Here is a 25,885-nt window from a genome sequence, read left to right on the forward strand (position 1 = left end):
AGCGCTGAAAGCGCAGAGGTAAACTCGCGCTATCGCTTTTTCCGCATGACCCTGAATGGAGACGTTTGTGGAGCAGACTACCCGTACCCTTGGCAAACAAAAACATATCGCACTGGTCGCCCATGACCATTGCAAAGCCGCTCTGCTTGAGTGGGTTAAACAGAATCAGCCTGCACTGGAATCCCATATCCTCTATGCGACCGGCACCACCGGGAATCTCATCAACCGTGACACCGGCCTGAATGTCACGGCCATGCTGAGCGGCCCGATGGGCGGCGACCAGCAGGTAGGCGCGCTGATTTCAGAAGGAAAGATAGATGCGCTGATCTTTTTCTGGGACCCGCTCAATGCGGTACCTCACGATCCCGATGTCAAAGCGCTGCTGCGTCTGGCAACCGTATGGAATATCCCGGTCGCCACCAATCGCTCCACCGCAGATTTTATTATTCAGTCGCCGCTGTTTGCACAAAGCAGCGAGATCATGATCCCTGACTATGCGCGCTATCTGGCTGGACGGCTGAAGTAACTCAGGCTTTACGCAACACCGGTACACCCAGCTCACGGAAGTGCCCGACAAAAGGTGACGGCGCGCTTTTATCAAACAGCAGAAAAACCTGCTGGCGCGCCCGTGTCAGGGCGACGTAGGCCAGGCGGCGCTCTTCTGCATCCGGGAACGCTTCCGGCTGCGGTAACAGGCCCTGTTCGATAATCGATTCGCGCACGTTTGCCGGAAAGCCCTCTTTGCCCTGCTGCAACCCCAGCAGAATGACGTAGTCCGCCTGCTGGCCTTTACTGGCATGGATGGTCATAAATTCCAGATTGAGTTTCGGCCAGCGGGTTCTGGCTTTGTCCAGCACATCCGGTCGCAGGTAGTGATAGCGCGCCAGCAGCAGGATGCGCTCATCAGGCTTTACGTAGCCGCTGAGTTTATTCAGCAACGGTTCCAGCTGATCGTCCGCCAGCAGTGAAATCGACTTTTTATTCCCTTTGGTGATGCTGTTAAGCGGCTTCGCCAGCTGCTGCGGATTCTGCTGGATAAAACGGTTCGCGATGTCGCCGATGCGATCGTTAAAGCGGTAAGTGGTATCCAGCACACAACGGTCACCCTCACCAAAGTAGTGATGAAACGCCGTCGTCAGCGTCATCTCTGCACCGCTGAAGCGGTAGATGGCCTGCCAGTCATCACCAACGGCAAACAGGGCGGTGCGCCTGTTCTGCTTGCGTAAAGCGCTGAGCAAGGCGGCGCGCTGCGGTGAGATATCCTGAAACTCATCCACAAGAATGTGTTTCCAGGGGCTGATAAAGCGCCCTTTTTCCAGCAGAGCAATCGCCTGATGAATCAGCCCCGAAAAATCGACCGCGCCCTCCTCTTTTAACGCACTCTTCCACGCTTTCAGCAGGGGAGCCATCAGCCTGATACGTTTGCTGAACAGATCGCGCACCTCTTCAGGCACCTCTGCGATCATCGCGGCCTGCGCGCCGCCATGCATGCGCATCAGACCCAGCCAGCGTTCGAGCCGCGACGCCAGGCGCTTAGCCAGTTTGTCATCCTCCCAGAATGGCCCCTCCGGCACCTCCCACTCCAGCTCGTCACGCAGCCATTGGCGCCAGCCATTGGCCTGGGCCTTTTTTTCATGACACTGCTGCCGCCATTCCTGAATCAGCAGTGCACGACGCGCATCGGCATCGCTCTCCAGCTTGCTGATGACCGGCTGTTTGTTGCTGCCTTCACGAATAATATGCAGGGCCAGAGAATGGAAGGTTCGCGCCTGAATATCACTGGCTGACAGCCGAGACTGGATACGGGCGTTCATCTCTTCTGCAGCCTGTCGGCCAAAGGCCAGCAGCAGAATTTGATCGGCGCTGGCGAGATTGCGCTGCATCAACCAGCCCGCACGCGCCACCAGCACGGAGGTTTTACCGCTCCCGGCGCCCGCCAGCACCAGCAGTGAATCTTCGCCGTTGACTACCGCCTCGCATTGCGATTGATTGAGAGGTGTACTCTCGACCGTGTCGAAGAATGCCCGGTAGCGGGTCAGCATTGCGGCGGTCCAGTCACGGTTTCGCTGCCGCAGGGCCGCCTCGCCCTGCTCCAGCCAGCGCTGACAGAAAGCCTGGTTTTCACGACAGTCAGCAAAATCCTTCAGGCGGGAGAGCGGCAGCGGCAACGCATCGAACTGCTGAATAATGGTGTTTTTCAGCGCCTGCAGTTCATGCCGGTTCAGCCAGCGATCCTGCGCACTGAATGCCTCAATGTCATCACGCAGGGTCTGCAGCACGTCGCGGCACACTGCACTCATCTCCAGACTCCAGCTCTGCCAGGCCTGCAGCAGGTAGTGATAAAAACACTGCGTTTCCTGCCATTCCGTGCCATGCAGCCGCACCACTTTTTCATCAGCCAGCAAAAATTCCAGTTCGCCCCACACCACGCCGCGCTTGCAGGCGATATCCAGCAACTGATTAAAAGGGATCAGGTACTCATGCTTATCGCCACTGACTTCGACGCCCGCTGCCATCAGACGGACACGATTATAGGGATGCCGGGCAAGTCGTTTGCCCATCGAAGTTGCTTTCAGTTCCACGCCGACACTCACGTCAGAGAATAGGATTCGGGGAAGTTTACCTGTCAGACCCTTGGCGCTCCAGCCTTAAAACAGGCTAAACTTGGCGTCACATCTTGCGGAATGCAAAAGGAAAAGAAGATCATGCGCACCGTCTTAAACGTTCTTAATTTTGTCCTGGGCGGTTTTTTCACCACCCTGAGCTGGCTGTTTGCCACCCTGATCAGCATCGTACTGATTTTTACCCTGCCGCTGACCCGCTCCTGCTGGGAAATTACCAAACTCTCGCTGCTGCCATTTGGTAACGAGGCGGTGCATGTAGATGTGCTTCGCCCTGAAAACAAAAGTCACATCATGAACACCGGCGGAACCTTTTTGAATATCTTCTGGCTGATTTTCTTCGGCTGGTGGCTCTGCCTTTCCCATATCTCTGTCGGGATTGTGCAGTGCATCAGCATCATCGGCATTCCGGTCGGGCTGGCTAACTTCAAGATCGCCGCGATAGCACTCTGGCCGGTTGGACGCCGGGTGGTGTCAGTGGAAGAGGCGCAGGCTGCGCGCGAAGCCAATGCCCGCCGCTATTAATATGATGTCAGCTACGCTGCCGGGCTGGCGCAAATATCTGTTTAACAGCGCCTGGCGTTATCTGCTGCGCATCCTGTTTGCGCTGAGCGGATGCGCCGCCATTCCCTGGTGGCTGCACCAGATTGAGTGGACCATCCCGCTGACGCTGGGTGTGGTAGCGGCGGCGCTGGCCGATCTCGATGATCGTCTGGCGGGTCGCCTGAAGAATCTGCTGATTACCCTGCTCTGCTTCTGCATCGCCTCAGTTTCCGTCGAGTTACTGTTTCCCTGGCCTTTGGCCTTTATCGCTGGCCTCGCGATCTCAACCTGGGGTTTTATTCTGCTGGGCGCGCTGGGTCAGCGTTATGCGACGATCGCCTTTGGCGCGCTGCTGATTGCGGTCTACACCATGCTTGGCATCGGGCTGTTCAGTCAGTGGTACATGCAGCCGATCCTGCTGCTGGTCGGCGCACTCTGGTACAACCTGCTGACACTGCTGGGTCACCTGATGTTCCCGGTGCGACCGGTGCAGGAGCAGCTGGCCGGCAGTTTTTCACAACTGGCGCGTTATCTGGATGCGAAAGCGAATCTGTTCGACCCGGATGCGGGTGAACAGGATGATGCCGCCTTTGTGGAGGCGGCAATGGTCAACAGCCAGTTAGTGGCCCAGCTCAACCTGACCAAAACCACGCTGCAGAGTCGTCTGCGCGGCGATCGCGGCTCTCGCGGAACCCGCCGCAGCCTCCACTACTACTTTGTGGCGCAGGACATTCATGAACGGGCCAGCTCATCTCACCTGCAATATCACCTGCTGCGGGGTGACTGGCGCTATAACGAAATTCTGTTTCGCTTCCAGCGACTGCTGAATATGCAGGCTCAGGCGTGTCGGCAGCTGGCGCATTGCATCCTGATGCGCGAAAGATGGGTGCATGACAGCCGGTTTGAGCGCGCGTTTGAACGTCTGCAGAAAGCCATAGAGCGTCTGGAGCAGCGTGAACCGGAAGCCGCCCATACGCGTGCGCTCTTCTGGCTGCTGCGTAATCTGCGCGCCATCGACGCTCAACTCGCCTCGATTGAATCTGAACAGACCCTGTCAGGCGAAGACACTCAGCACAGCGACAATCTGCTGTCGCGTGAAGGGCTGAGTGGCTGGAGCGATATCCGGCTGCGCTTCAGCCGGCATCTCACGCCCGCGTCGGCGCTGTTCCGGCATGCTGTCCGGATGTCTGTGGTGCTCTGTATCGGCTACGGTTTTATTCAGGTGACCGGACTGGAACGCGGTTACTGGATTCTGCTGACCAGTCTGTTTGTCTGTCAGCCTAACTACAATGCAACGCAGCGACGCCTGGCGTTGCGTATCGGCGGGACGCTGGCCGGTATTGCGATTGGCCTGCCCGTTTTATGGCTGGTGCCCTCCATAGAGGGTCAGTTAATCCTGATCGTTATCTCCGGCGTGCTCTTTTTTGCCTTCAGACAGGTCCAGTATGCGCAGGCCACGCTCTTTATTACGCTGCTGGTGCTGCTCTGCTTCAACCTGTTAGGTGAAGGATTTGAGGTCGCCCTGCCACGGGTGGTAGATACCTTACTGGGCTGTGGGCTGGCCTGGCTGGCTGTGGCCTTTATCTGGCCTGACTGGCGTTTCCGTCAGTTACCGGCCGTGGCAGAACGGACTCTGCAAGCCAACTGTCGTTATCTTGACGCCATCATGGAGCAGTACCATCAGGGCAAAGACAACCGACTCGCCTATCGCATTGCGCGTCGTGATGCGCACAATGCCGATGCTGAGCTGGCCTCGGTGGTGTCAAATATGAGCAGTGAAAGTCGCACCAGCCAGAAACTGCGTGAATCCGCTTTCCAGCTGCTCTGTTCTAACCACTCGTTTCTGAGTTACATCTCTGCGCTGGGTGCTCACCGCGATAAGATCAGCGATCCGGCACTGCTGACGCTGCTGGATGACACCGTCTGCTACGTGGAGGATGTGCTGCAGACGGAGGTGGTCAGTGATGAACAGGCAGAGGCGATGCGCCAGCCGTTAGCTCAGCGCATCAGCCAGCTGGCCGCGGATGCAGACACGCGTGCGCCACTGGTGCTCCAGCAACTCGGTCTGCTGGTGGCATTGATGCCTGAAATGGCTCGCCTGCGCCGCACGCTACTCGCCGACTAACCTTTGCTGCTTCCGGGCGCTGTGTCAGACAACAGCGTACGCTGAAACCAGGCGTTCAGCTCGGCCCGGGTTGCCTGCGGCAGTGCAGCAGCATGATGACCGGTGATTGCGCCCTGCAGCGCCAGCAATGTCTGAAATCCGACGTGCTGGTTGATGGCTTTCAGCTTCAGCCAGCACTGTTTGGCCCCCATCTGGTAAAGATGGTTGACGCTCATGATACCCGCGTCATACAACAGCATCTCCAGACGGACACTGAGGTTGGGCAGATCTTTGAGTCGCGGTGAACCCTGCCTGTCCTGCAGCTCCAGCTGCGCCGTTTCCAGTGAGGCGGCGGAGAGAGCCAGCAGATGCTCAGGATCGCGCCATAACGTCTCATCGACGCGGTAGTAATTGAGACTGACCAGCTTACCTCGCTTGCGAAACACCAGCGGCTGCAGAGGCCGATCGGTGATGTACGCCTGCAGGGGTTCACTGGCGCGCAGGTAGAGCTCACCCTGATTAATTAACGCGAAAACCACACTCTCAACCGCCAGTGCATACCCGCCGAACTGGGTACGGGACTCAATGGCTCCCAGTGGGGCCAGATGCGCTCTGGAGCGCTCTACAACCGGATTCACCTTTTTCATTGCACCACCTCCATGTCAGAAACAGATCGTAAATTGCCTTGGGTATCAGGCAATTAGAAGATAGGAAAAAGCGTAAGCGGGTTCAACGAATAAATAGTGGTTCGCCTAATCTTGTCGCGTTTTTGCGAGGCGTTTTCAGAAATTTGGGTTGATCTTTATCCAGGATGACAGTACTGTATATTCATACAGTCAACTGCTGGTGATTAACTTATGCGAACCCAACATCCTGATAATGCACGCTATGCTCATCGTTATGCGTCCTCTTCTGTTCCGGCGGCTCAGCCTGGTGGAATTACAGAGTTACGTTACAGTGAGCAGCCCGGAATGATGCAGATGTTACTGCTACCGTTATTGCAGCAATTGAGTCAGCAATCACGCTGGCAGCTGTGGTTAACCCCCGCGCATAAGCTGAATCGCGCCTGGCTGCAGGAATCGGGATTACCGCTGAATAAAAGCATGCACATCGCCGATTCAGAACGACTGAATGCGGTTGAGGCGATGGTCAGGGCGTTACGCACAGGCAATTACAGCGTGGTACTGGCATGGATCCCCTACGAGCTGGATGAAGATGAGCGTCGTCAACTGGAAAATGCGGCAGCAGAGGGTGAAGCGCTGGGGCTGATTTTGCGTTCAGGCGGGGCATCGGAAGCGCCTCTCAGACCACAAAACCCCATAAAAATTCAGTCGGATTTGTTTCATTAAGTAAAAATAAGAAGTTTCTCAAGCTATTTTTCTTATCTGTCGTCGCTAAACCACTGATTCTGTTAGTTCGAGCATTGACAATGGTTTAGCAGGTTTTTCAGGCTTGCTGCCGCGACAATACTACCAGGCTAATTGTTAGAAATTGTGTATAAATCGCTGTTTTTTTACAGAAGCGCCTCACATCATACTTGTAAGTTTCCAATCTCGTTGTAGACTTTATCTCGCCAGGGTGCTCAATAACCTCCGTTTTTTGCGGTAGAGTCATAAGCGAGCGTTTTGACCCGGCGAAGGATTTAAACCAAGAGCAACCTTTTTGCTCATTGCCTATTTGGATGATAACGAGGCGCAAAATGAAAAAGACAGCTATCGCAATTGCAGTGGCACTGGCTGGCTTCGCTACCGTAGCGCAGGCCGCTCCGAAAGATGACACCTGGTACACCGGTGCTAAACTGGGCTGGTCTCAGTATCACGACACTGGCTACTACGGCCACGGTTACGAGAACAACAACGGTCCAACTCATGAAAGCCAGCTGGGCGCAGGTGCGTTCGTTGGTTATCAGGCAAACCCATACCTGGGTTTCGAGCTGGGCTATGACTGGCTGGGTCGCATGCCTAACAAAGGCACCGTGACTAACGGCGCATTCAAAGCACAGGGCGTTCAGCTGGCAGCTAAACTGAGCTACCCAATCTATGACGATCTGGACGTGTACACCCGTCTGGGCGGCATGGTATGGCGTGCAGATGCTACGCAGACTAACCCAACTACTGGCCGCATCAGCGACCACGACACCGGCGTATCTCCGCTGGCTGCTGTAGGTGTTGAATACGCACTGACCAAAAACTGGGCTACCCGCCTGGACTACCAGTGGGTTAACAACATCGGTGATGCACAGACCGTTGGTGCACGTCCAGACAACGGCATGCTGAGCGTAGGCGTTTCTTACCGCTTCGGTCAGGATGACGTCGCTGCACCAGCTCCGGCTCCGGCCCCAGCTCCAGCACCAGTTGTTGAAACCAAGCGTTTCACTCTGAAGTCTGACGTTCTGTTCACCTTCAACAAAGCGACCCTGAAGCCAGAAGGCCAGCAGGCTCTGGATCAGCTGTACAGCCAGCTGAGCTCAATGGATCCTAAAGATGGTTCCGTTGTCGTACTGGGCTTCACTGACCGTATCGGTTCAGAGCAGTACAACCAGAAACTGTCTGAGAAACGTGCTCAGTCAGTCGTAGATTACCTGGTTTCTAAAGGTATCCCTTCTAACAAGATCTCTGCACGTGGCATGGGTGAATCTAACCCAGTTACCGGCAACACCTGTGACAGCGTGAAAGGCCGTAACGCCCTGATCGACTGCCTGGCGCCGGACCGTCGCGTAGAAATCGACGTTAAAGGCATCAAAGACGTTGTAACTCAGCCACAGGCTTAAGTTAACACGTAATAAAAAACCCCGCTCAGGCGGGGTTTTTTTATGCCGGTAATAAAGGGATGTTCGGAGCTGGCCACCCTGCTCCACCTGCCCGGCTAGTCGTTTTCTGAACCTGATTTACCCAGAATCGCCTGCAGGTCCTGCTTCAGACTCGACATCTGCGTAGCATATTTCTCTTTGCGTTCCGCATCCTCGATCAGCTGAACAATGGTCTCAGAGAGGGTACAGCCGCGCCGCTGTGCCAGTCCGGCCAGTCGCTGCCAGACCAGATACTCCAGGTCGATCGATTTTTTTCGGGTATGCTGATGTTCTGCATTAAAATGGCGTTTCCGCCGTGCGCGGATGGTCTGTTTCAGCCGGTTATCAAGATCGGCATGGATATGTTCAGCAATCCATTCATTCACCGTCACCGGATTATTTTCCATCGCCAGCAGTTTATCGACTGCCGCCTGCGCCGCACTCAATTCAAGGTGACGCGTGATCAGTTCACCTTCCCGATGTTTTTTCACCAGGTATTTCCACTTCCATCCACTTTCAAGATTTTCGAGTTGCTGGTATTTCATCGGAATCTCATCGTGATCACGTAACGAGCTAAGAATAACAGCTTTTTTCCCGGATGCAGCAACGAAAAACATGCTGTCAGCTTCACAACTTCACTAGGAAGTCTGCAGTGCTTAACCAGGGTGAATCCTGTATAATCTCGCTTTTCTTAAAACAGATAAATGCGATTATTTTGACCAGCACCCAACTTACGTGGCAGACCTTACAGCCGGATAGCGCACCATACCAATCCGTTTTCTCCCGAATTGCTGATGAAGAAACTGATGCTCTGGCAACGGTACAGCCCCGGTTGCTGAATGCCCTGGCGCATTTACATCATCAGTCGCAGGGATTCCCGTTACTGCTGGTTCGAAGCCAGGAGAATCGCGATTATCTGACCTTCATTGCCCAGGCCGCGCAGCGGGTGATACCCGACAGTACCACGCTGTACGGCGGTGATTACCATATCATGGGTGACACTATCACGCTCCAGCCGCCCTCCGATCCTCAGCGCCCGTTCACCAGTCAGGGTGGTATTCATTTTGCTGAATGGGTTGAGATGGAGCAGCTGTTTGGCTGCGTACGCCAGTATAAAGATCGCCTCCAGCCTGAACCGGGCCTGATCCATCGCGCCAATGGCGGTACGCTGGTGCTCTCACTGCGAAGCCTGATGACCCAGCCGATCCTCTGGTTGCGCCTGAAAAAAGCGATTGAGCAGGGCTACTTGGAGTGGACTTCCCAGGACGAGCGCCGGCCCCTGCCCGTCTCTGTTCCGCCTGTGCCGCTCAGGCTGAATCTGGTGCTGTGCGGAGACCGCGAGGTGCTGGCCGATTTTCAGGAGCTCGATCCTGAAGCGCATGAAATGGCGATTTATACCGAATTTGAAGAGAACATTCAGATTCTGGATGAAGATGACATGCTGGCCTGGTGTCGCTGGAACGAAGAGCTGGCGCGTCAGGCGGGTCTGCCGGTTCCGGAAGCGGACTTCTGGCCGGAACTGATTAAAGAGGGTGTCCGCTATAGCGGCGATCAGGAGACATTGCCCCTCTGTCCGCGCTGGCTGCAGCGCCAGATGCGCGAGTCAGCCCTGATGGGTGACACGCTCAATGCCGAAGCGCTTCGCGACGCACTGGAAGCCCGCTTATGGCGTGAGAACTATCTCAATGAGCGGATGCGGGATGAAATCCTGCTGCGACAGATTCTGATTGAAACCGAAGGTGAAGTGGTCGGTCAGATCAACGGCCTCTCGGTCGTTGAATATCCTGGCCATCCCCGCGCCTGGGGCGATCCGACACGGATTACCTGCGTCGTTCACCCCGGTGATGGGGAGTTCATGGATATTGAGCGTAAGGCGGAGCTAGGCGGCAATATCCATGCTAAGGGCATGATGATCATGCAGGCTTACCTGATTGCAGAGCTGGAGCTCGATCAGCAACTGCCCTTTTCAGCGTCGATGGTGTTTGAGCAGTCCTACTCTGAGGTTGATGGCGACAGCGCCTCTCTGGCTGAGCTCTGTGCATTGATCAGCGCGCTGGCTAACCAGCCAATCAATCAGCAGATTGCCGTCACCGGATCGGTTGATCAGTTCGGCAACGTCCAGCCGGTAGGCGGCCTGAATGAGAAGATTGAAGGCTTCTTCGAGATCTGCCATCAGCGTGAACTGACCGGCCAGCAGGGCGTCATTATCCCGGCCTGTAATGTGCGTCATCTCAGCCTCAGCCAGGCAGTGGTCAGTGCGGTAGAACAGGGCCGTTTCCACATCTGGGCTGTAGAACGTGCTGATGAGGCCCTGCCACTGCTGACCGGTAAAATATGGCGTACGGAGGATGGCGAGGGCGATTGCCTGCTGCATACCATTCAGGAACGCATCAGCCTGTTCAACCAGCCGGATATCCCGCAACGTCCCTGGGCGCTGCGCTGGCTTAACTGGTTCAACCAGCGTTAATCCGATTTGCTCAGCGTACAACTGTTCGCTAATATTCGTGATTCACTAAAACAAGGCTTATTGAAAACATGGTAGATAAACGCGAATCCTATACCAAAGAAGATCTGATTCTGTCAGGTCGTGGTGAACTGTTTGGCGAAAATGGTCCGCCGCTTCCTTCCGGCAACATGCTGATGATGGACCGCGTGGTCAAAATGACCGAAGACGGCGGCAAATATGACAAAGGCTTTGTTGAAGCAGAACTGGATATCAATCCCGATCTCTGGTTCTTCGGCTGCCACTTTATCGGCGATCCGGTGATGCCAGGTTGCCTGGGTCTGGATGCCATGTGGCAGCTGGTAGGTTTCTATCTGGGCTGGCTGGGCGGCGAAGGTAAAGGTCGTGCGCTGGGCGTGGGTGAAGTGAAATTCACTGGTCAGGTCCTGCCGGACGCGAAGAAAGTCACCTACCGCATTCACTTCAAACGCGTGATCAACCGCAAGCTGGTGATGGGCGTGGCAGATGGCGAAGTGCTGGTTGACGGTAACCTGATCTACACCGCCAGCGATCTCAAAGTGGGTCTGTTCAAAGACACCGCGGCATTCTGAGCATTCTGCACAGAAACAAAAACCTCCGCGCCAGGCGGAGGTTATTTTCCTTTTTCAGTGACATCCGGTTATGCTGCTACCGACCTGTCCTCCATGGCTTGTCGCCAACCTCCCAACCAGTGAGACTTAGCGTCAATCAACTGATACGGACACATCTCTTTTGAGCGTCCAGTAATGCCTGCCTGATAACCACGTGAATGGGCGCGTTCGAGGCGGTCTCGTTTCTGTCTCTTCATACTCCGTGTCCCTCATGTAAGGTCTGTGGAATCTGGTGGAAAGAAAAGTGGTGAATTAATGTTCAACCACTCTTACCTTCTACCCCCTGCGCACCCAAAGATCAATGCGCAATCTTCATGCCACTGTCATAAATGTGACCTTAATCGGAAAAGAAAGCGCGGTTTTGTGATGGAGACGGCAACACTATCGCCCTGATTAAGCTAATAAAAAGCCCCTGAATCATGCCGTTATATCGCGACATTTCATCTGGGGCTTAGCTTATTTATTCATAATATTCTTAATTTAGCGCAACCACACTATTGGCGATCTGCTGCGCCGTCTGCTGCCATCCGGTGGCCAGCGTTCTGACCATGGCATCGTAGCCATCTTCAGTTTGCGGCAGGACAATATTAAATGCCTGTTTGGTCAGACGGCCCTGATGCTCCAGCGTCCATTCACCGCTGACAATCGCCTTGCCGTCGTAGCGCCCCTGAAAGCCTGTGATAGTGACATTCAGCGTGTCGTGCTGCGCACCCAGCGGCGATCCGGCTACCAGCCGCCCAGGCAGCGCCTTGCTCAGATTAGTAATCAGCGTCTGCTGCAGCTGCTGATCAAGCGGACTGGCCCAGAGGTTGTTGGCGGCAATGACATATTTGACGTCACTGGTCTGGTAGACCAGCCCGTTGCCGGCCAGATAATCCGGCACCGTCACCTGCTGCACCCACAGCATCGGCTGAGCTTCGTTCATCTGGCTGCTGCTGACCTGCATGGAAGCCGCCCCGGAGGGCAGCTGATACCAGGTATTGTCAACGCTGCTGCTGCATGCGCTCATCACCAGCGCGGCACAAAGTATCAATCCTTTTTTCACTGTTTCGCCCTCTTCGGCTGGGGATCCTGTCCCGGTTTCGCCTCAAATACCAGCGCATTGCTCTTGGTGTTGAGTGTCCTCAGTACCGGCTGAAGTTCACGCAGCACCTGATCCAGTCGTTGCATATCCCCGACCAGCTTACTGTAAGCAGGCGAACCGGGCTGCAGTCCTTTCATGCTGCGATTCAGCTCACGCAGCGTCTGCTGCAGATCTTCCGGCAGGGTCTTCATTGCCGGACTGGCGGTCACTTTGTTGATATTGTCGATAGTGCGCTGCAGATCGCGCATCGTCTTCTGACTCTCTTTCAGCGTACCGGTCGCTTCATTGACCATGCCGTTCAGAGGCAGGCTGTTGATCTTATCCAGGGCCGCCATCAGTTTCTGTTGAATCTGGCTCAATCCGCCGCTGACGGTTGGGATCACTTCATAGCCTGAGACTTTCTGCGGGCCTTTGTAGGCTGGCGCATTGTCATAAAAGTCGAGATCGACATAGAGCGCACCCGACAGCAGGTTGCCGGTTTTCAGCGTGGCACGCAGGCCACGTTTCTTCCCATCCTGCAGATGCTGCTCCAGATCGAAATTCTCGCCCAGTCGGCTGATAAAGCGATCCGGCTCAATGCGAATCAGCACCGGAACGCGGTAATCGTTGTTCAGTGCCTGATCCAGACCCGCTTTCATCAGCGGTGCCTGTGACACGGTACCGAGGCGAATGCCGCGGAATTCAACCGGTGCACCCGCCTGCAGACCGCGAATGGAGTCTGAGAAGAAGAGCACATAGTCGACGTGATTGGTGTAGAGCGAATCCTGAATGCTGCGCTGATCGTCAAACAGATGATAGTCGGCATGATTTGTCGCCGCTTCACCCAGATCCCAGCCATCCGGCACATCGAAACTGACGCCGCCACTGAACAGCGTGGTCAGCGATCCCATTTCGACCCGCATGCCTGACGCGGACATATCCACGGCGATGCCGCTGTCTTTCCAGAAGCGCACGTTGGTGGTCACCAGGCGGTCGTAAGGCGCGGCAATAAACAACTGATAGGTCATCATGCGTTTATCGGTGTCAAACGAACTGGTTTCCACTGTACCGACCCGGTAGCCGCGGAACAGAACCGGATCGCCCGGATTGAGCTGACCGGCTTTTTTGCTGTCCAGTATGATGCGGATCCCTTTGGCATCCGGTGGCGCCAGCGGCGGAGCATCCAGCAGCTTGTACTGCTCAGGTGCCTGGTTTTTCGTGCCGGGCTGCAGTTCGATGTAGGCGCCTGACAACAGCGTGCCAAGGCCGCTGATACCTTCACGGCCCACCTGCGGTTTCACGACCCAGAACACGCTGTCGCTGTGCAGCAGCTTGTCCATGCCCGCGTTCAGGCGCGCTTTAATTTCCACATGATGGAGATCGTCGCTTAGCACCGCGCTTTCCACCACACCGACATCCACGCTGCGGCTTTTAATGGTGGTTTTACCCGCCACAATGCCCTCAGCGTTTTCGGTAATTAATGTCACTTCCGGCCCCTGATGGCTGAAGTGATAGAAGAGGATCCATCCGCCGATAAGCAGCGTGACGATGGGGACAATCCAGACCGGCGACCAGCGCTTAATCTGTTCCACCTTTGCATGGCCGTGGTTAGTTTCCGTCAAGGCGCGACTCCTTCATTGTGTTTTCACGTGCACGATCCCAGAGTAATCGCGGGTCAAAGGTCATGGCAGCGATCATGGTGATGATCACCACCATCGCAAACAGAACTGCCCCCCACGCGGGATACACATTCATTAATTGCCCCATACGCACCAGCGCAGAGAGCACGGCAATCACAAACACGTCGATCATCGACCAGCGGCCAACAAACTCGACCACTTCATAAATCTTGTGCATTTTGTGGCTGTCCCGCCGTCCGCGTCCGCTGGCATCCCAGCAGAGCCAGCCAATTGCCAGCATTTTCAGCGTCGGCACCATGATGCTGGCGATAAAGATCACCAGCGCCACCGGATAGGAGCCATCAGCCCACAGCACAATCACCCCCGCCATGATATTGGAGGGATAGGCGCTGCCCAGCGTCTCCGTGACCATAATCGGCATCAGGTTAGCCGGAATGTAGAGCAGCACCGAGGTGAGCAGCAGCGCCAGCGTCCATTGCAGGCTGTGTTTACGCCGGGCCTGCGCCTGGACGCCACAACGCGGACAGACGGGCTCATCCGCAGGCAGAATGGCGGTGCAGCAGGGACAGGATCGCAGGCCCTGTGCCAGGCCACTGACGCCCACCTCGGGCGCATGCGGCAGTGCGGGGCGGGGTGAGAGGCGATCCCACAGCGCACGCCGATCGACGCACTGAAAGGCACGCAACTGCAGCAGACAGAACAGAACCCAGGGCCAGAAGCTGGTTTCCAGTCCGATTTCACCATAGGCCATCAGCTTGACGAAGCTGACCAGCACGCCAGCCATGAAGATTTCTGACATGCCCCAGTTGCGCAGATGAAACAGGATTCGGGCGAGACCGACTCTGAGCGATGTGGGTAACGGTATCGGATTGACCAGCAGAAGGATGGTTATCATGCAGAAGGCGGGAACCGCCTGCACGAACAGCAGAAACAGCGTAGCGAGGCTGCTGTAATCTTCCGACACCATCACTCTGGGTATCTGCATCAGGGTGATCTGGCTGGTCAGCCCGGCCACCTTCATGGAGACGAATGGAAACAGGTTCGCCAGCACCAGCATAAACAGCGCTGCCAGCGCATAGCCCGTTGGTCGTTTACGCGGTTCATGCCAGTTCGCCGTCAGAGCAGTGTGGCAGCGCGGGCATGATGCCCGGCTGCCAACGGGAATGTCCGGCAGCCTGATCGTTAAATCGCACTGTGGACAGAGCATCCACGCGTTACTTTTCACTGCTGAACACATCCGTTAGCCCTGCCCTACGCGCCGTTTTTCAGTGACTCAAGCTCTTCCCAGCGCGCAAACGCGGTTTCCAGCTCCTGCTCGGTCTGAGCAAGATTATCCAGCACCGGTTGCGTCTGATCGTGTGGCTGACTGAAAAAGTCCGGATGACTCATCTTCGCCTGCAGTTCACCGATGCGCGCTTCAAGCTGCTCCAGTTTTTGCGGCAATTGTTCCAGCTCACGCGCCAGATTATAGCTGAGTTTATTCACGTTACGCTTCGCCTCGCTCTTCTCTGCGGCGGGCTTCGCGGTGCTGGTTGCCGCTCTGGCTGGGGCTGAGGCCTTATGCTGCCGGTAGGCTGCACGCTGCTGTTGTGCATCGTGGTAGCCGCCAACAAAGGTGCCAATCTCGCCATTCCCTTCGAAAATCCAGCACTCGGTCACGGTATTATCGACGAACTGACGATCGTGGCTGACCAGCAGTACTGTGCCCTGATAACCATCAATCAGCTCTTCCAGCAGTTCCAGCGTTTCGACGTCGAGGTCGTTAGTCGGTTCATCGAGAATCATCAGGTTGCTGGGACGCAGGAACAGACGCGCCAGCAGCAGGCGGTTACGTTCCCCACCGGAGAGCGCGCGCACCGGGGTCATGGCCCGTTTCGGGTGGAACAGGAAGTCCTGCAGATAACCCAGAACGTGGCGCGGTTTGCCGTTGACCAGGACTTCCTGCTTGCCTTCGGCCAGGTTGTCCATCACGGTGCGATCCGGGTCCAGCTCCGCACGGTGCTGGTCAAAGTAGGCCACTTCCAGCTTGGTGCCGGAATGCACGCGGCCATGATCGGCCTTAAGCTGTTGCAGCATCAGGCGCAGCAGTGTGGTTTTACCGCAGCCGTTTGGCCCGATCAAAGCAATCTTATCGCCACGCTGCACCTGGGAAGAGAAGTCCTTCACCAGCACTTTGCCATCGACCGCGTAATCGACATTTTCCAGTTCAAAGACAATTTTGCCCGAGCGGGAGGCTTCGCCCACCTGCATGTTCGCTTTGCCCATCACTTCACGGCGTTCAGAACGCTCACGACGCAGGGCTTTCAGCGCACGCACGCGACCTTCATTGCGGGTACGACGGGCTTTGATGCCCTGACGGATCCACACCTCTTCCTGCGCCAGCTTGCGGTCAAACTCCGCGTTCTGCATCTCTTCGACGCGCAGCGCTTCCTCTTTACCCGCCAGATACTGATCGTAGTTGCCCGGCCAGGAGACCAGTTTGCCGCGGTCAAGGTCGACGATCCGCGTCGCCATGTTGCGGATAAACGAACGGTCATGGGAGATAAAGACGATGCTGCCGCTGAAATTCTTCAGGAAGGTTTCCAGCCAGTCGATGGTTTCAATATCCAGGTGGTTCGTCGGTTCATCCAGCATCAGAACGCGCGGATTGCTCACCAGCGCACGGCCCAGCGCCGCTTTACGCAGCCAGCCACCCGAAAGCGATGAAAGCTCGGTATCGGGCTTCAGGCCAATCTGCTCCAGCACATCATGGATGCGGCTTTCCAGCTGCCACAGATTCTGATGGTCGAGAATGCTCTGCAGACGCGCCATCTCATTGAGGTTTTTATCGCTTGGATCGTCCATTACCAGATGGGAAATGGCGTGATAGGCTTTCAGATGCTCTGCCTGCTCTTCAACGCCTTCAGCCACGAAGTCATAAACCGAACCGGTAATATTGCGTGGGGGGTCCTGTTGCAGACGTGCCACGACCAGGTCGGTTTCATAAATAATGCGACCATCATCCAGGGGCTGTTCACCATTGATGATCTTCATCAGGGTGGATTTACCTGCACCGTTACGGCCGACCAGACAGACGCGCTCGTTCTCTTCGATATGCAGTTCGGTGTTGTCTAGCAGCGGCGCATCGCTGAAGGAGAGATAGGCGCCGTGGATACTGATTAATGACATGTAATCTTATTCCTTACCGGCGTGTGTGATCAGCCAGCAGTTGTGAATGTGTCGGTTGCGCGCGAAATCCTGCGACTGCGTTTTCTGGGTAATATCCTGCGCCTGCAGGCCCAGAGATTTCAGGCCATCCATGTCCATTTTAAAACCGCGTTTGTTGTTGGAGAACATGATGGTGCCGCCGCGACGCAGCAGGCGCTTCAGGTTACGCATCAGCATCATATGATCGCGCTGAACGTCGAAGCTCTCTTCCATACGCTTGGAGTTGGAGAAAGTTGGCGGATCGATAAAGATCAGGTCAAAATTCTCATCACTCTCATGCAGCCAGCTCAGGCAGTCCGCCTGCATCAGACGGTGCTGACGACCGGTCAGCCCGTTGAGACGCAGGTTGCGTTCCGCCCACTCCAGATAGGTGCGTGACATATCGACCGTGGTGGTCGAGCGTGCCCCGCCCAGACCGGCATGCACACTGGCGGTGCCGGTGTAAGCAAACAGGTTCAGGAAATCTTTACCCTTGCTCATATTACCGAGCATTTTGCGGGCAATGCGGTGGTCGAGGAACAGACCGGTATCGAGATAGTCGGTCAGGTTCACCAGGAAACGCGCATTAAACTCTTTAACTTCGAAATAGTCGCCCTTCTCACTCAGCTTCTGATACTGCGCTTTGCCCTTCTGACGTTCGCGGGTTTTCATAATCAGACGGTCTGCAGGCAACGCCAGTACGGTGAGCGTCGCACTGATCACATCGAACAGGCGCTGACGCGCTTTGTTGGGATCGATGGTTTTCGGTGGCGCATACTCCTGGATAATCACCCAGTCAGCGTAGCGGTCAACAGCCACGTTGTAGTCTGGCAGATCGGCATCGTAAATACGGTAGCATTCAATGCCTTCCTGACGCGCCCACTTCTCCAGCTTTTTCACGTTTTTACGCAGACGGTTTGCGTAATCTTCCGCAATCTGCCCGGCGCTTTCGCTGCTGTTCACCGCGAGCTGATAGTTTTTCTGCACGCAATCCAGCGGGCCGTTTTTGGCTTTAAACTGACGGTCGGCGCGCAGCTGCAGGCAGCTCAGCAGCTCAGGTGAAGCGCTGAACAGGGAAAGCTTCCAGCCGCCAAAATGCTGTTTCATCAGGCGTCCAAGCTGACTGTGCAGCGCGATCAGCGCCGGTTCGCTCTCCAGGCGTTCACCGTAAGGGGGGTTGCTCAGCACCGTGCCGTGAACCGCCGCATCTACCGGATTGGTCAGCTTCAGCAGATCCTGCTGTGCAAAGGTAAAGAGCTCTTCCACACCCGCCCGGCGGGCATTCGCCTGCGCCCACTCCAGCACCCGGCCGTTCGTATCATAGCCAAAGAAGCGCGCCTGCGTATTCTCCGTGCCGGTGCGGGCACGATTATGCGCTTCGTTTTTCACGTCCTGCCACAGCGCAGCATTAAACTGGCTCCAGGCCATAAAACCCCAGTGACGGCGCAGCAGGCCAGGCGCACGATCGCAGGCGATCAGCGCAGCTTCAATCAGCAGCGTACCTGAACCGCACATCGGATCGATCAACGGGGTGGATGGCTCCCAGCCAGAACGCAGCACAATCGCCGCCGCCAGATTCTCTTTTAACGGTGCCTGACCGGTCTGCTGGCGATAGCCACGCTGATGCAATGAACTGCCGCTCAGATCCAGCGCGATGCTGGCGCGATCGTCATTCAGCCAGACGTTGATACGGATATCCGCCTGCTCACGATCGACATTGGGACGCTCCAGATTCTTACGGGTAAAGCTGTCCACAATGGCGTCTTTGACTTTCAGCGCACCAAACTGGCTGTTGCGAATCGAGTCATTGGTGCCGCTGAAATGGACGACAAAGGTTTTGTCGCTGCCGAACATGGACGGCCAGTCCACGCCCTGCACACCCAGATAGAGATCGAGGTCGCTGTAGACGCCAAACTCTCCCAGCGGCAACAGGATGCGTGATGCTAAACGGCTCCACATCAGGCTTTGGTACATGACGCGATCGTCGGCTTCGTAGTGAACGCCTCCCTGCACCACTTGCAAATCCTGCGCGCCCAGCGCGTCCAGCTCACTTTTTAACAGCTCTTCGAGCCCACGCGCCGTGCTGGCAAACAGAGAATTCATATCGTCACTTTTTAACTCTTGAGAAAATTGTCGCGCATTATAGCGAATCACAGACCTATGTCATAAAGTTAGCTTCTTTTGTCTTGCGCGTCGGGTTTCAAGGAGAACACCATGATCACGCTTTCCCGCTTATTTATTCATCCTGTGAAGTCGATGCGGGGGCTGGCGCTGTCACACGCCCGGGTTTCTGGCAGCGGGCTGGCTTTTGATCGTCTGTTTATGGTGACGGAACCTGACGGCACCTTTATTACCGCCCGGCAGCATCCGGAGATGGTGCGCTTTACACCCGCTATTTTACCTGAGGGGCTGTTACTGGAAGCGCCGGACGGCAGTCACATGCTTATCTGCTTCAGCGATTTCGGGGAGCAGGAACACCCGACCGAGGTCTGGGGCAATCGCTTCAACGCACGCATCGCCCCGCCCGCCATGAATCAGTGGCTGAGCCAGTTCTTTCCCCGTGACGTCCAGCTGCGCTGGGTCGGACCTGAACCCCGTCGCCGGGTCAAAGCATTTGACCATGTTCCTCTGAGTTTTGCCGATGGCTATCCGTTTTTGCTGGTGAACAGCGCCTCGCTGCATGACCTGCAACAGCGCTGCCCGGCCAGCATACGTGCCGAACAGTTTCGTCCCAATCTGATCGTGAGCGGCGCGGCTGCATGGGATGAAGACAGCTGGGCGGAGATCCGGATAGGTGAAGTCATCTTTGAAGTGCCGAAACCCTGCAGTCGCTGCGTGCTGACCACGGTCAGCCCCGAAACCGGACGCAAACATCCTGCCGGTCATCCGCTCGCCACTCTGCAGACGTTCCGCAGCGCCCAGGATGGCAGCGGGGATATCGATTTTGGCCTGAATCTGGTGGCCCGTAATCAGGGTGTGGTACGTGCCGGTGACGAAATGGTGATCCTGAAGCGCCATGCTCCGCGCCTCTACGGTGCCGGAGAGGTCATTGAGACGCTTAAACCGCAGCCGCAGACCCCTGATGCAGTGACTATCACCTTTCAGGGACAGACCTTCCGCGGGGATAATCAGCAGGTGTTACTGGATCAGCTGGAAATGCAGGGATTTCGTATCCCCTACTCCTGTCGTGCGGGACTGTGCGGCAGCTGTAAGCTGAATCTGGTGTCGGGCGAAGTCAAAGCACTGAAGAAAGGCGCCGTGCGTCAGGACGGAACGCTGCTGAGCTGCAGCTGTATTCCGGCAGGCGATGTCGAACTGAAATAGTCAGACCGCACGGGCATAGCGCGGCGCGACATCCTGATACCAGGGCTGCAGGCGGTCGTTCATCACCTTGATGGCATCGCCGAGCACCATATTTTTGCCGGCCAGCGTCAGTGCTGGCTGAGCCAGCAGGCAGAGCGCCGCGTTACTGCCGCTTTCAACCACCAGCAGACGCGCCTGCGTTCCCTCTTCTGCCAGCGTAACCTGCACCATCTCACCGGGCCGCGGCTGCATAGCCGGGGCATACGCGGTGAAGTGCCAGCTTTTCGGCATCAGCGGTTTCAGGAAGCGCGCGGCGACCAGGGCATTCAGCACCAGTTCAGCGCGATGGCTGCCACTGAGTTTGCACTGACGGCAGGTCTCTTCAAAGGTGTAATAGAGGGCGGCATCATCAACACAGAAACCCGACTCTGAGAACGCATCGGGCGTCAGCATTTTGCGGGAATAGCGGGAGCGAAAAAGCATACCGTCTGCCAGGTCGAGCATCATTCGGTCGTGGCTGTTGTCAAAATACCAACGCCAGTTATCGTCGGGTTTAATGTTCATCGTCTGCCCTGTCTTTTACCGCTGCGCCATACGTCACGCAGAATTCAGCGAAAATAGAATATAAGGAAAAGCTGAAAAATCGTGCAACAGGACAAAATATAAACGAGCCGAGGGGATAAATAAACCCCCCGGCGAAGCATTGTGAGAATTGTCTTAGAGATGCGTGACGATATCTTTAATTAATCCTGGCCCCTGATAAATAAAGCCTGAATAGATCTGAACCAGCGTAGCCCCTGCCGCAATCTTTTCACGCGCAGCGGTCAGAGAATCAATACCGCCTGCGCCGATAATCGGCAGGCGTCCCTGTAGTTCCTGTGAGAGCCGCTGAATGACCGCCGTGCTGCGCGACTGGACAGGCCGCCCGCTTAAGCCACCGGCTTCCTCAGCATGCTTAAGCCCCGTGACCAGGGAGCGATCCAGCGTGGTATTCGTCGCAATCACGCCATCGATCTGGTGACGCACTAAACTGTCCGCTACCTGAATTAACTCCTCTTCAGAGAGGTCCGGGGCAATTTTTACGGCCAGCGGAACATATTTGAGATGACGCTGTTCCAGCGCTTTTTGTTTCTGTTTAATGGCAGAAAGCAGATCATCCAGAGCCTCACCATATTGCAGTGAGCGCAGACCGGGAGTGTTAGGTGAGGAAATATTGATGGCGATATAACCGGCGTGGGCATACACCTTTTCCATGCAGATCAGGTAATCCTCTTTTCCCTGCTCAACCGGCGTATCTTTATTTTTGCCGATATTAATCCCCAGCACGCCGTTAAAACGCGCTTTTTTCACATTTTCGACCAGGTGATCGACCCCCCGATTATTGAATCCCATGCGATTGATAATCCCGCCCGCTTCAACCAGTCGGAACATGCGCGGCTTATCATTGCCTGCCTGAGCGCGCGGCGTGACGGTGCCCACTTCAACAAACCCGAAGCCCATCGCCGCAAAGGCATCAATGCACTCCGCGTTTTTATCCAGGCCCGCGGCCAGACCAAGGGCATTTTTAAAGGTCAGTCCCATACAGGTGACCGGACGCGACGGCAGATTCTGGCGATAAAACCGTTCCAGCGGGGTGCCATTCATAAAGCGCAGTTGCTGAAAGGTAAGTTCGTGCGCGCGTTCGGGGTCGAGTTTAAACAGCGCCGGTCGGACGATAGGATAAAACATGCACTCTCCTGAAGGACGGAAGCAATCGTGAAAGTCGGTGCACGGGAAATTGTGCGCCAGAATGGTAAAGTGCTCTGGCGCAAAAGTAAATCGAAGGGCGGAAAGGCGGGAAGTTAAGTCACCTTGCTTTGATCTTACGCAGCGGAATCGTTTACGGGGCGATTTTCCACCTGAGAGGGAAAGAGATATTCCCGCAGGATACCGTGACGATGCATGATGCCAAAAATGCCAAGACAGACAAACGCTTCCGCACCCACCATCGACCATGCCGCGCCGATTGCGCCAAACTTCCAGGCCAGGAAACAGCAGAGCGGTACGTTAATCACCCCCGCCGCCATCATGACCCACATACGCTGGCGCGCCAGGCCGTGTGGGATCAGGATCTGTAATCCGGCCGGATAGGCGATGTTGCCAAACAGGAAGCAGAGCACGAAGACGCGCAGCACATCCGCCGACGGAATAAAGTCTTTACCCAGTAAAATTGAGACGACCAGGTCAGCAAAAAACCAGGTAAAGATGACAATCGACAGACTCAGAGAGAATGAGAGCAGCAGACTTTTGCGTGTTGCGGCAATCGCGGCGCGTTTATCCCGGCCAAACAGGTGGCTGACGCGCGGAAAGAAGGCGCTCCCGATCTGCTCCGGCACGGAGTTTGCCGCTTTACGCAGGCGATCGGCACCGTTATAGATCCCCACCATATAGGTAGAGGTAAAGGTCGCCAGGATCACCACGTTGACGCTGTTAAACAGGTTGGCCCCGGCAATGGCAATAAAGACATCCATGCTGTCAGTGATGCGCTGTTTAATTTCACGCGGTTCAAAGCGGTAATGGCCAATGACTTTCATCTCCAGCACAAACTTCAGCGTTATCGCCGCACTGATCATGGAGACGACGCCAGGGATCAACGCAGCCAGCCAGGTGTCCTGCGGAGATTTCACCAGCAAAAAGGTCAGCGGAATGGCGCAGAAGTTTCCGAAGGTGGCAATAACTGCGGTTTTGCCCAGCTTCTCAAAGCCCTGCATGAGCCAGCCAAAGGAAAACAGCGAACCAACCAGCGTCGTGCAGTTCGCCAGCACAATAAAGAACAGTGAGTGCCAGGCAGGATTAAACCAGGTGGCGGTGAGCAGCGTGCCACTGGTCAGCAGCAGCAGCATCAGCTTGGCGTTAAAGGTGGACCAGAAGAGCTGACTGACACGTTCCTTGTCGTCACGATGGTGCGCAATATCTTTGGTGGTAAAGACATTGAATCCCCAGTCGGAGATGGTACTGCAATAGAGCACGCAGGCGATCGCCAGCGCCAGCGTACCCATCTGTTCTACCCCCAGAACACGGGCCAGATAGGGCAGCGTAGCCAGCGGAAACAGAAACGACGCGCCGCGATACGCCAGCAGTGAAAAAATATTAATAATCAGACTTTTATCGAGTACTTTTGCCATGACGCAACAACCTTATACACATTGCATGTCTCACCTTCTCATTTCGCTAAGGCATAAACAATATCGCTTCAAATTTTTCAGAATCCGGCTGCTTTTGCAGGATCAGGCGGCACGACTGAGCTCTTTTTTAACTTTGTAATGCTGTAACGCAATAAAGAGTTCAGGGCGATTGAACAGTAGCCACTCCTTGACGTTTTCTGTTTTGATATTACGGCCCAGGAAGCGGATGGCATTCAGGACATATTCCGGCACGGGGGTGCCATTATAGAGTGACAGGTAGATCATCAGGCGAAACGAATGAACTAAATAGGCTTTCTCCAGCGAACTGCGCCAGGCGGATTTCGTGATCGAGCTGTTTAACGTACTGTAGGCGTGCATAAAAGCGTTATAACGCTGGTAGAAAAACTCATTACTTTTGGTACTGTTGGTCAGCGAGCCATTACGGATACGCTGTTTATAATAAACCTGACGGCTGACCCAGGCCTGCTGACTTTTTACAAACACGGAGAGCGTGAAGTTGTGATCTTCATGAACGCGTCCAACAAAGCGTAATTTATGCTGCTCGACAATTCGCTTACTGACGATATAACTCCAGGCCGCCGAGGTATATCTGCCGTTTCGCAGCAGATGCAAAAAGACCTCCTGCGATTTCTGCTGGCCAAAAATTTCGTGTCTGACTTTAGGTGAGGTGACATCAATCTGCCCATCCCGAAAAACGCAGGAGTTGAAACAGAACAGGTCGGTTTCCGGGTGCTGTTCCGCGACCGTCGCAAGTTCCGCCACCAGCCCATCAACCACGACATCATCCGGGTCGCAGAAAAAGAGGAACTGGCCTCTGGCCTGCTCAATGCCCACATCGCGAGCACGACCGGCGCCGCCGTTTTCCGTAGTAATTATTTTCACCTGAGAAAGATGCGCATAATTCTGTTCAAGTAAGGCCAGCGTTCCGTCGGTGGAGCCATCATTCACAATGAGAATTTCATTGGGAGATTTAACCTGGCGCAATAAGGAATCAACGCACTCGACAATATATTTCTCAACGTTGTAGGTTGGAATAATTACGGATAACAGGATGTCAGACATAGGTAATTCTCAGCTGTTAAAAATAACAAAACGATTCACCTGCCTGATGCAGGTCCTGACCAGAGGCGAAGCGATGAAAAGAGTGAGAGGCTGATATTCTGTTTCTTTGATTCAGCCCGATTATCTTAAACCGGCTTCGTAAAAAAAGACCAGTCGTAAAAAATATCTTAACGTTTCACAGGACTATCACTGTTAAAAGACGTGCATCAATATCCTGCTGCAATGTTAAAACCGTTGAGGATTGATTTAAAAATAGGTGATAAAGCAGACGTAACCAGATTCAGGAATCTGTAAGCGAACGTCTGAATCCGTGAAAAACGTCACCATTGCTTCATTTTTATTACACTCTGCCTTATGGCATAAATCCTAATAACAGACGAAGGAAGCTCACCACCAGTCAGTTTCCGTGCTGCTTCTGACCCGGCCGCTGCGCTTAATGAAGTTGTTGGCCACAATCAGAATGTTCAGGCAATCAGACGAGAGCGATTTTTTTCGGGCATTCCGCCTGTTTTCGCAATCTTGTATCACCCTCCTTAATGAATCGTTTCTCTGTTTGCCCTGAAATTAAGAATATTCGGAATGTCCCCGGATGCGCCCCGGTTTCTGCCGCTTCTATTTGCAGTTTTTACGCTTACTTTGCCGGATAAATCATTTAAGCCCACTGCCCTGCTCTGACAGTATGAAGGCATAAGTTCTCAACATTTGATAATCAATAACTTTTAGTTATAAGGAGTGATGATGCGAGTTATTACGCTGGCAGGCAGCCCACGGTTCCCCTCCCGCTCAACTTCCCTGCTGACGTTGTGTCAGCACAAGCTGGAGGCGCGTGGCGTTGAAGTCATTCCCTGGAATATTCACAACTTTCAGCCTGACGATCTGATCAATGCGCGCTTTGATGCGCCTGCCCTGCTGGCATTACGCGAGGACCTGGCCTCAGCGGATGGGCTGATTGTGGCGACCCCGATCTATAAAGCCTCATTTTCGGGGGCGCTGAAGACCCTGCTTGACCTGCTGCCGGAACGCGCGCTGGAACATAAAGTGGTGCTGCCACTGGCCAGCGGCGGCAGTGCCGGTCATATGCTGGCGCTCGACTACGCCCTGAAGCCGGTTCTCAATGCCCTGAAGGCGCAGGAGATTCTGCACGGCGTTTATGCCGAGGATCATCAGGTGGTTCATTATGACCGGCAGCCTGAATTGCAGGCCTCTCTGGCAGAGCGTCTGGATGAAGCGGTTTCCGCCTTCTGGCTGGCGCTGACCCGTCACCACCACCCCGTTGCGCAAGCGGTTTAAGGAAAGA

The 25,885-nt window shown here is 55.1% G+C and carries 22 protein-coding genes; 9 read left to right on the forward strand and 13 right to left on the reverse strand.

Annotated features, from left to right (window positions below):
- Positions 1–67: 67 nt before the first annotated feature.
- Positions 68–526 (forward strand): methylglyoxal synthase, encoded by a 459-nt coding sequence (gene mgsA, locus S7A_RS12450; protein ID WP_009091029.1) that lies wholly within the window; start codon positions 68–70, stop codon positions 524–526.
- 1 nt (position 527) lies between these two features.
- Here mgsA and helD read toward each other — a convergent pair whose 3' ends face one another.
- Positions 528–2,582, reverse strand: a complete 2,055-nt coding sequence (gene helD, locus S7A_RS12455; protein WP_009091031.1) for a DNA helicase IV — start codon at positions 2,580–2,582, stop codon at positions 528–530.
- Positions 2,583–2,705: 123 nt separating this feature from the next.
- On the opposite strand from helD, the gene S7A_RS12460 reads away from it, so the two are divergent.
- Together S7A_RS12460 and yccS are read left to right on the forward strand one after the other, a co-directional pair.
- A complete protein-coding gene (locus S7A_RS12460) occupies positions 2,706–3,146 on the forward strand; it encodes a YccF domain-containing protein (RefSeq protein ID WP_009091033.1) in 441 nt (146 codons plus the stop codon).
- 1 nt (position 3,147) lies between these two features.
- Entirely contained in the window at positions 3,148–5,289 is a 2,142-nt protein-coding gene (yccS, locus tag S7A_RS12465; protein ID WP_369750594.1) for a YccS family putative transporter, read from the forward strand.
- Here the strand turns inward: yccS and S7A_RS12470 are convergent.
- Entirely contained in the window at positions 5,286–5,915 is a 630-nt protein-coding gene (locus S7A_RS12470; protein ID WP_009091037.1) for a TfoX/Sxy family DNA transformation protein, read from the reverse strand. The two genes, yccS and S7A_RS12470, sit on opposite strands and share 4 nt — an antisense overlap.
- 210 nt (positions 5,916–6,125) lie before the next feature.
- Here S7A_RS12470 and sulA point away from each other — a divergent pair, with 210 nt between their 5' ends.
- Both sulA and ompA read left to right on the forward strand, forming a co-directional pair.
- On the forward strand, positions 6,126–6,617 hold the full coding sequence (sulA, locus tag S7A_RS12475) for an SOS-induced cell division inhibitor SulA (RefSeq protein WP_033736352.1): 492 nt from the start codon (positions 6,126–6,128) through the stop codon (positions 6,615–6,617).
- 350 nt (positions 6,618–6,967) lie between these two features.
- Complete coding sequence (gene ompA / locus S7A_RS12480) at positions 6,968–8,038, forward strand: porin OmpA (protein ID WP_009091041.1); 1,071 nt, start codon at positions 6,968–6,970, stop codon at positions 8,036–8,038.
- Positions 8,039–8,133: 95 nt separating this feature from the next.
- Here the strand turns inward: ompA and matP are convergent, their stop codons facing one another.
- A complete protein-coding gene (gene matP / locus S7A_RS12485) occupies positions 8,134–8,601 on the reverse strand; it encodes a macrodomain Ter protein MatP (RefSeq protein ID WP_009091043.1) in 468 nt (155 codons plus the stop codon).
- Positions 8,602–8,654: 53 nt separating this feature from the next.
- Between matP and S7A_RS12490 the strand changes: the two genes are divergently transcribed.
- Together S7A_RS12490 and fabA are read left to right on the forward strand one after the other, a co-directional pair.
- Entirely contained in the window at positions 8,655–10,523 is a 1,869-nt protein-coding gene (locus S7A_RS12490) for a Lon protease family protein (RefSeq protein WP_050544658.1), read from the forward strand.
- A gap of 68 nt (positions 10,524–10,591) precedes the next feature.
- Entirely contained in the window at positions 10,592–11,110 is a 519-nt protein-coding gene (gene fabA, locus S7A_RS12495; protein ID WP_009091047.1) for a bifunctional 3-hydroxydecanoyl-ACP dehydratase/trans-2-decenoyl-ACP isomerase, read from the forward strand.
- 68 nt (positions 11,111–11,178) lie between these two features.
- Here fabA and rmf read toward each other — a convergent pair whose 3' ends face one another.
- The 6 genes from rmf to rlmKL form a co-directional block, all read right to left on the reverse strand.
- On the reverse strand, positions 11,179–11,346 hold the full coding sequence (gene rmf, locus S7A_RS20875) for a ribosome modulation factor (RefSeq protein ID WP_008925875.1): 168 nt from the start codon (positions 11,344–11,346) through the stop codon (positions 11,179–11,181).
- 278 nt (positions 11,347–11,624) lie between these two features.
- Positions 11,625–12,194 carry a membrane integrity-associated transporter subunit PqiC gene (gene pqiC, locus S7A_RS12500; RefSeq protein WP_009091049.1) on the reverse strand — a complete coding sequence of 190 codons (570 nt, stop codon included), beginning with the start codon at positions 12,192–12,194 and terminating at the stop codon, positions 11,625–11,627.
- Positions 12,191–13,834 carry an intermembrane transport protein PqiB gene (gene pqiB / locus S7A_RS12505; RefSeq protein ID WP_009091050.1) on the reverse strand — a complete coding sequence of 548 codons (1,644 nt, stop codon included), beginning with the start codon at positions 13,832–13,834 and terminating at the stop codon, positions 12,191–12,193. The genes pqiC and pqiB overlap by 4 nt, the downstream gene beginning before the upstream one ends.
- Positions 13,821–15,089 (reverse strand): membrane integrity-associated transporter subunit PqiA, encoded by a 1,269-nt coding sequence (gene pqiA / locus S7A_RS12510; protein ID WP_009091052.1) that lies wholly within the window; start codon positions 15,087–15,089, stop codon positions 13,821–13,823. The genes pqiB and pqiA overlap by 14 nt, the downstream gene beginning before the upstream one ends.
- Before the next feature lie 14 nt (positions 15,090–15,103).
- A complete protein-coding gene (locus S7A_RS12515; protein WP_009091054.1) occupies positions 15,104–17,020 on the reverse strand; it encodes an ABC transporter ATP-binding protein in 1,917 nt (638 codons plus the stop codon).
- Between the two features lie 6 nt (positions 17,021–17,026).
- Entirely contained in the window at positions 17,027–19,141 is a 2,115-nt protein-coding gene (rlmKL, locus tag S7A_RS12520) for a bifunctional 23S rRNA (guanine(2069)-N(7))-methyltransferase RlmK/23S rRNA (guanine(2445)-N(2))-methyltransferase RlmL (protein ID WP_009091055.1), read from the reverse strand.
- 111 nt (positions 19,142–19,252) lie between these two features.
- Here rlmKL and S7A_RS12525 point away from each other — a divergent pair, with 111 nt between their 5' ends.
- Positions 19,253–20,362: a YcbX family protein gene (locus S7A_RS12525; RefSeq protein ID WP_009091058.1), complete on the forward strand. Its 1,110-nt coding sequence runs from the start codon at positions 19,253–19,255 to the stop codon at positions 20,360–20,362.
- On the opposite strand, the gene S7A_RS12530 is transcribed toward S7A_RS12525, so the two are convergent.
- From S7A_RS12530 to S7A_RS12545, 4 genes are all read right to left on the reverse strand, one after another.
- The gene (locus tag S7A_RS12530; protein ID WP_009091060.1) at positions 20,363–20,905 is read right to left on the reverse strand and encodes a cell division protein ZapC; all 543 of its coding nucleotides are present in this window, start codon (positions 20,903–20,905) and stop codon (positions 20,363–20,365) included.
- A 153-nt stretch (positions 20,906–21,058) separates the two neighbouring features.
- A complete protein-coding gene (gene pyrD, locus S7A_RS12535; RefSeq protein WP_009091061.1) occupies positions 21,059–22,069 on the reverse strand; it encodes a quinone-dependent dihydroorotate dehydrogenase in 1,011 nt (336 codons plus the stop codon).
- Between the two features lie 134 nt (positions 22,070–22,203).
- On the reverse strand, positions 22,204–23,505 hold the full coding sequence (locus S7A_RS12540) for a flippase (protein ID WP_009091062.1): 1,302 nt from the start codon (positions 23,503–23,505) through the stop codon (positions 22,204–22,206).
- Between the two features lie 102 nt (positions 23,506–23,607).
- On the reverse strand, positions 23,608–24,588 hold the full coding sequence (locus tag S7A_RS12545) for a glycosyltransferase family 2 protein (protein ID WP_009091064.1): 981 nt from the start codon (positions 24,586–24,588) through the stop codon (positions 23,608–23,610).
- 738 nt (positions 24,589–25,326) lie between these two features.
- Here S7A_RS12545 and ssuE point away from each other — a divergent pair.
- Complete coding sequence (ssuE, locus tag S7A_RS12550) at positions 25,327–25,878, forward strand: NADPH-dependent FMN reductase (protein WP_009091065.1); 552 nt, start codon at positions 25,327–25,329, stop codon at positions 25,876–25,878.
- The last annotated feature ends 7 nt before the right edge of the window (positions 25,879–25,885 follow it).

Origin of the sequence: Pantoea sp. Sc1 (genome assembly GCF_000255315.1) — a bacterium.
Lineage (GTDB): Bacteria > Pseudomonadota > Gammaproteobacteria > Enterobacterales > Enterobacteriaceae > Pantoea > Pantoea anthophila.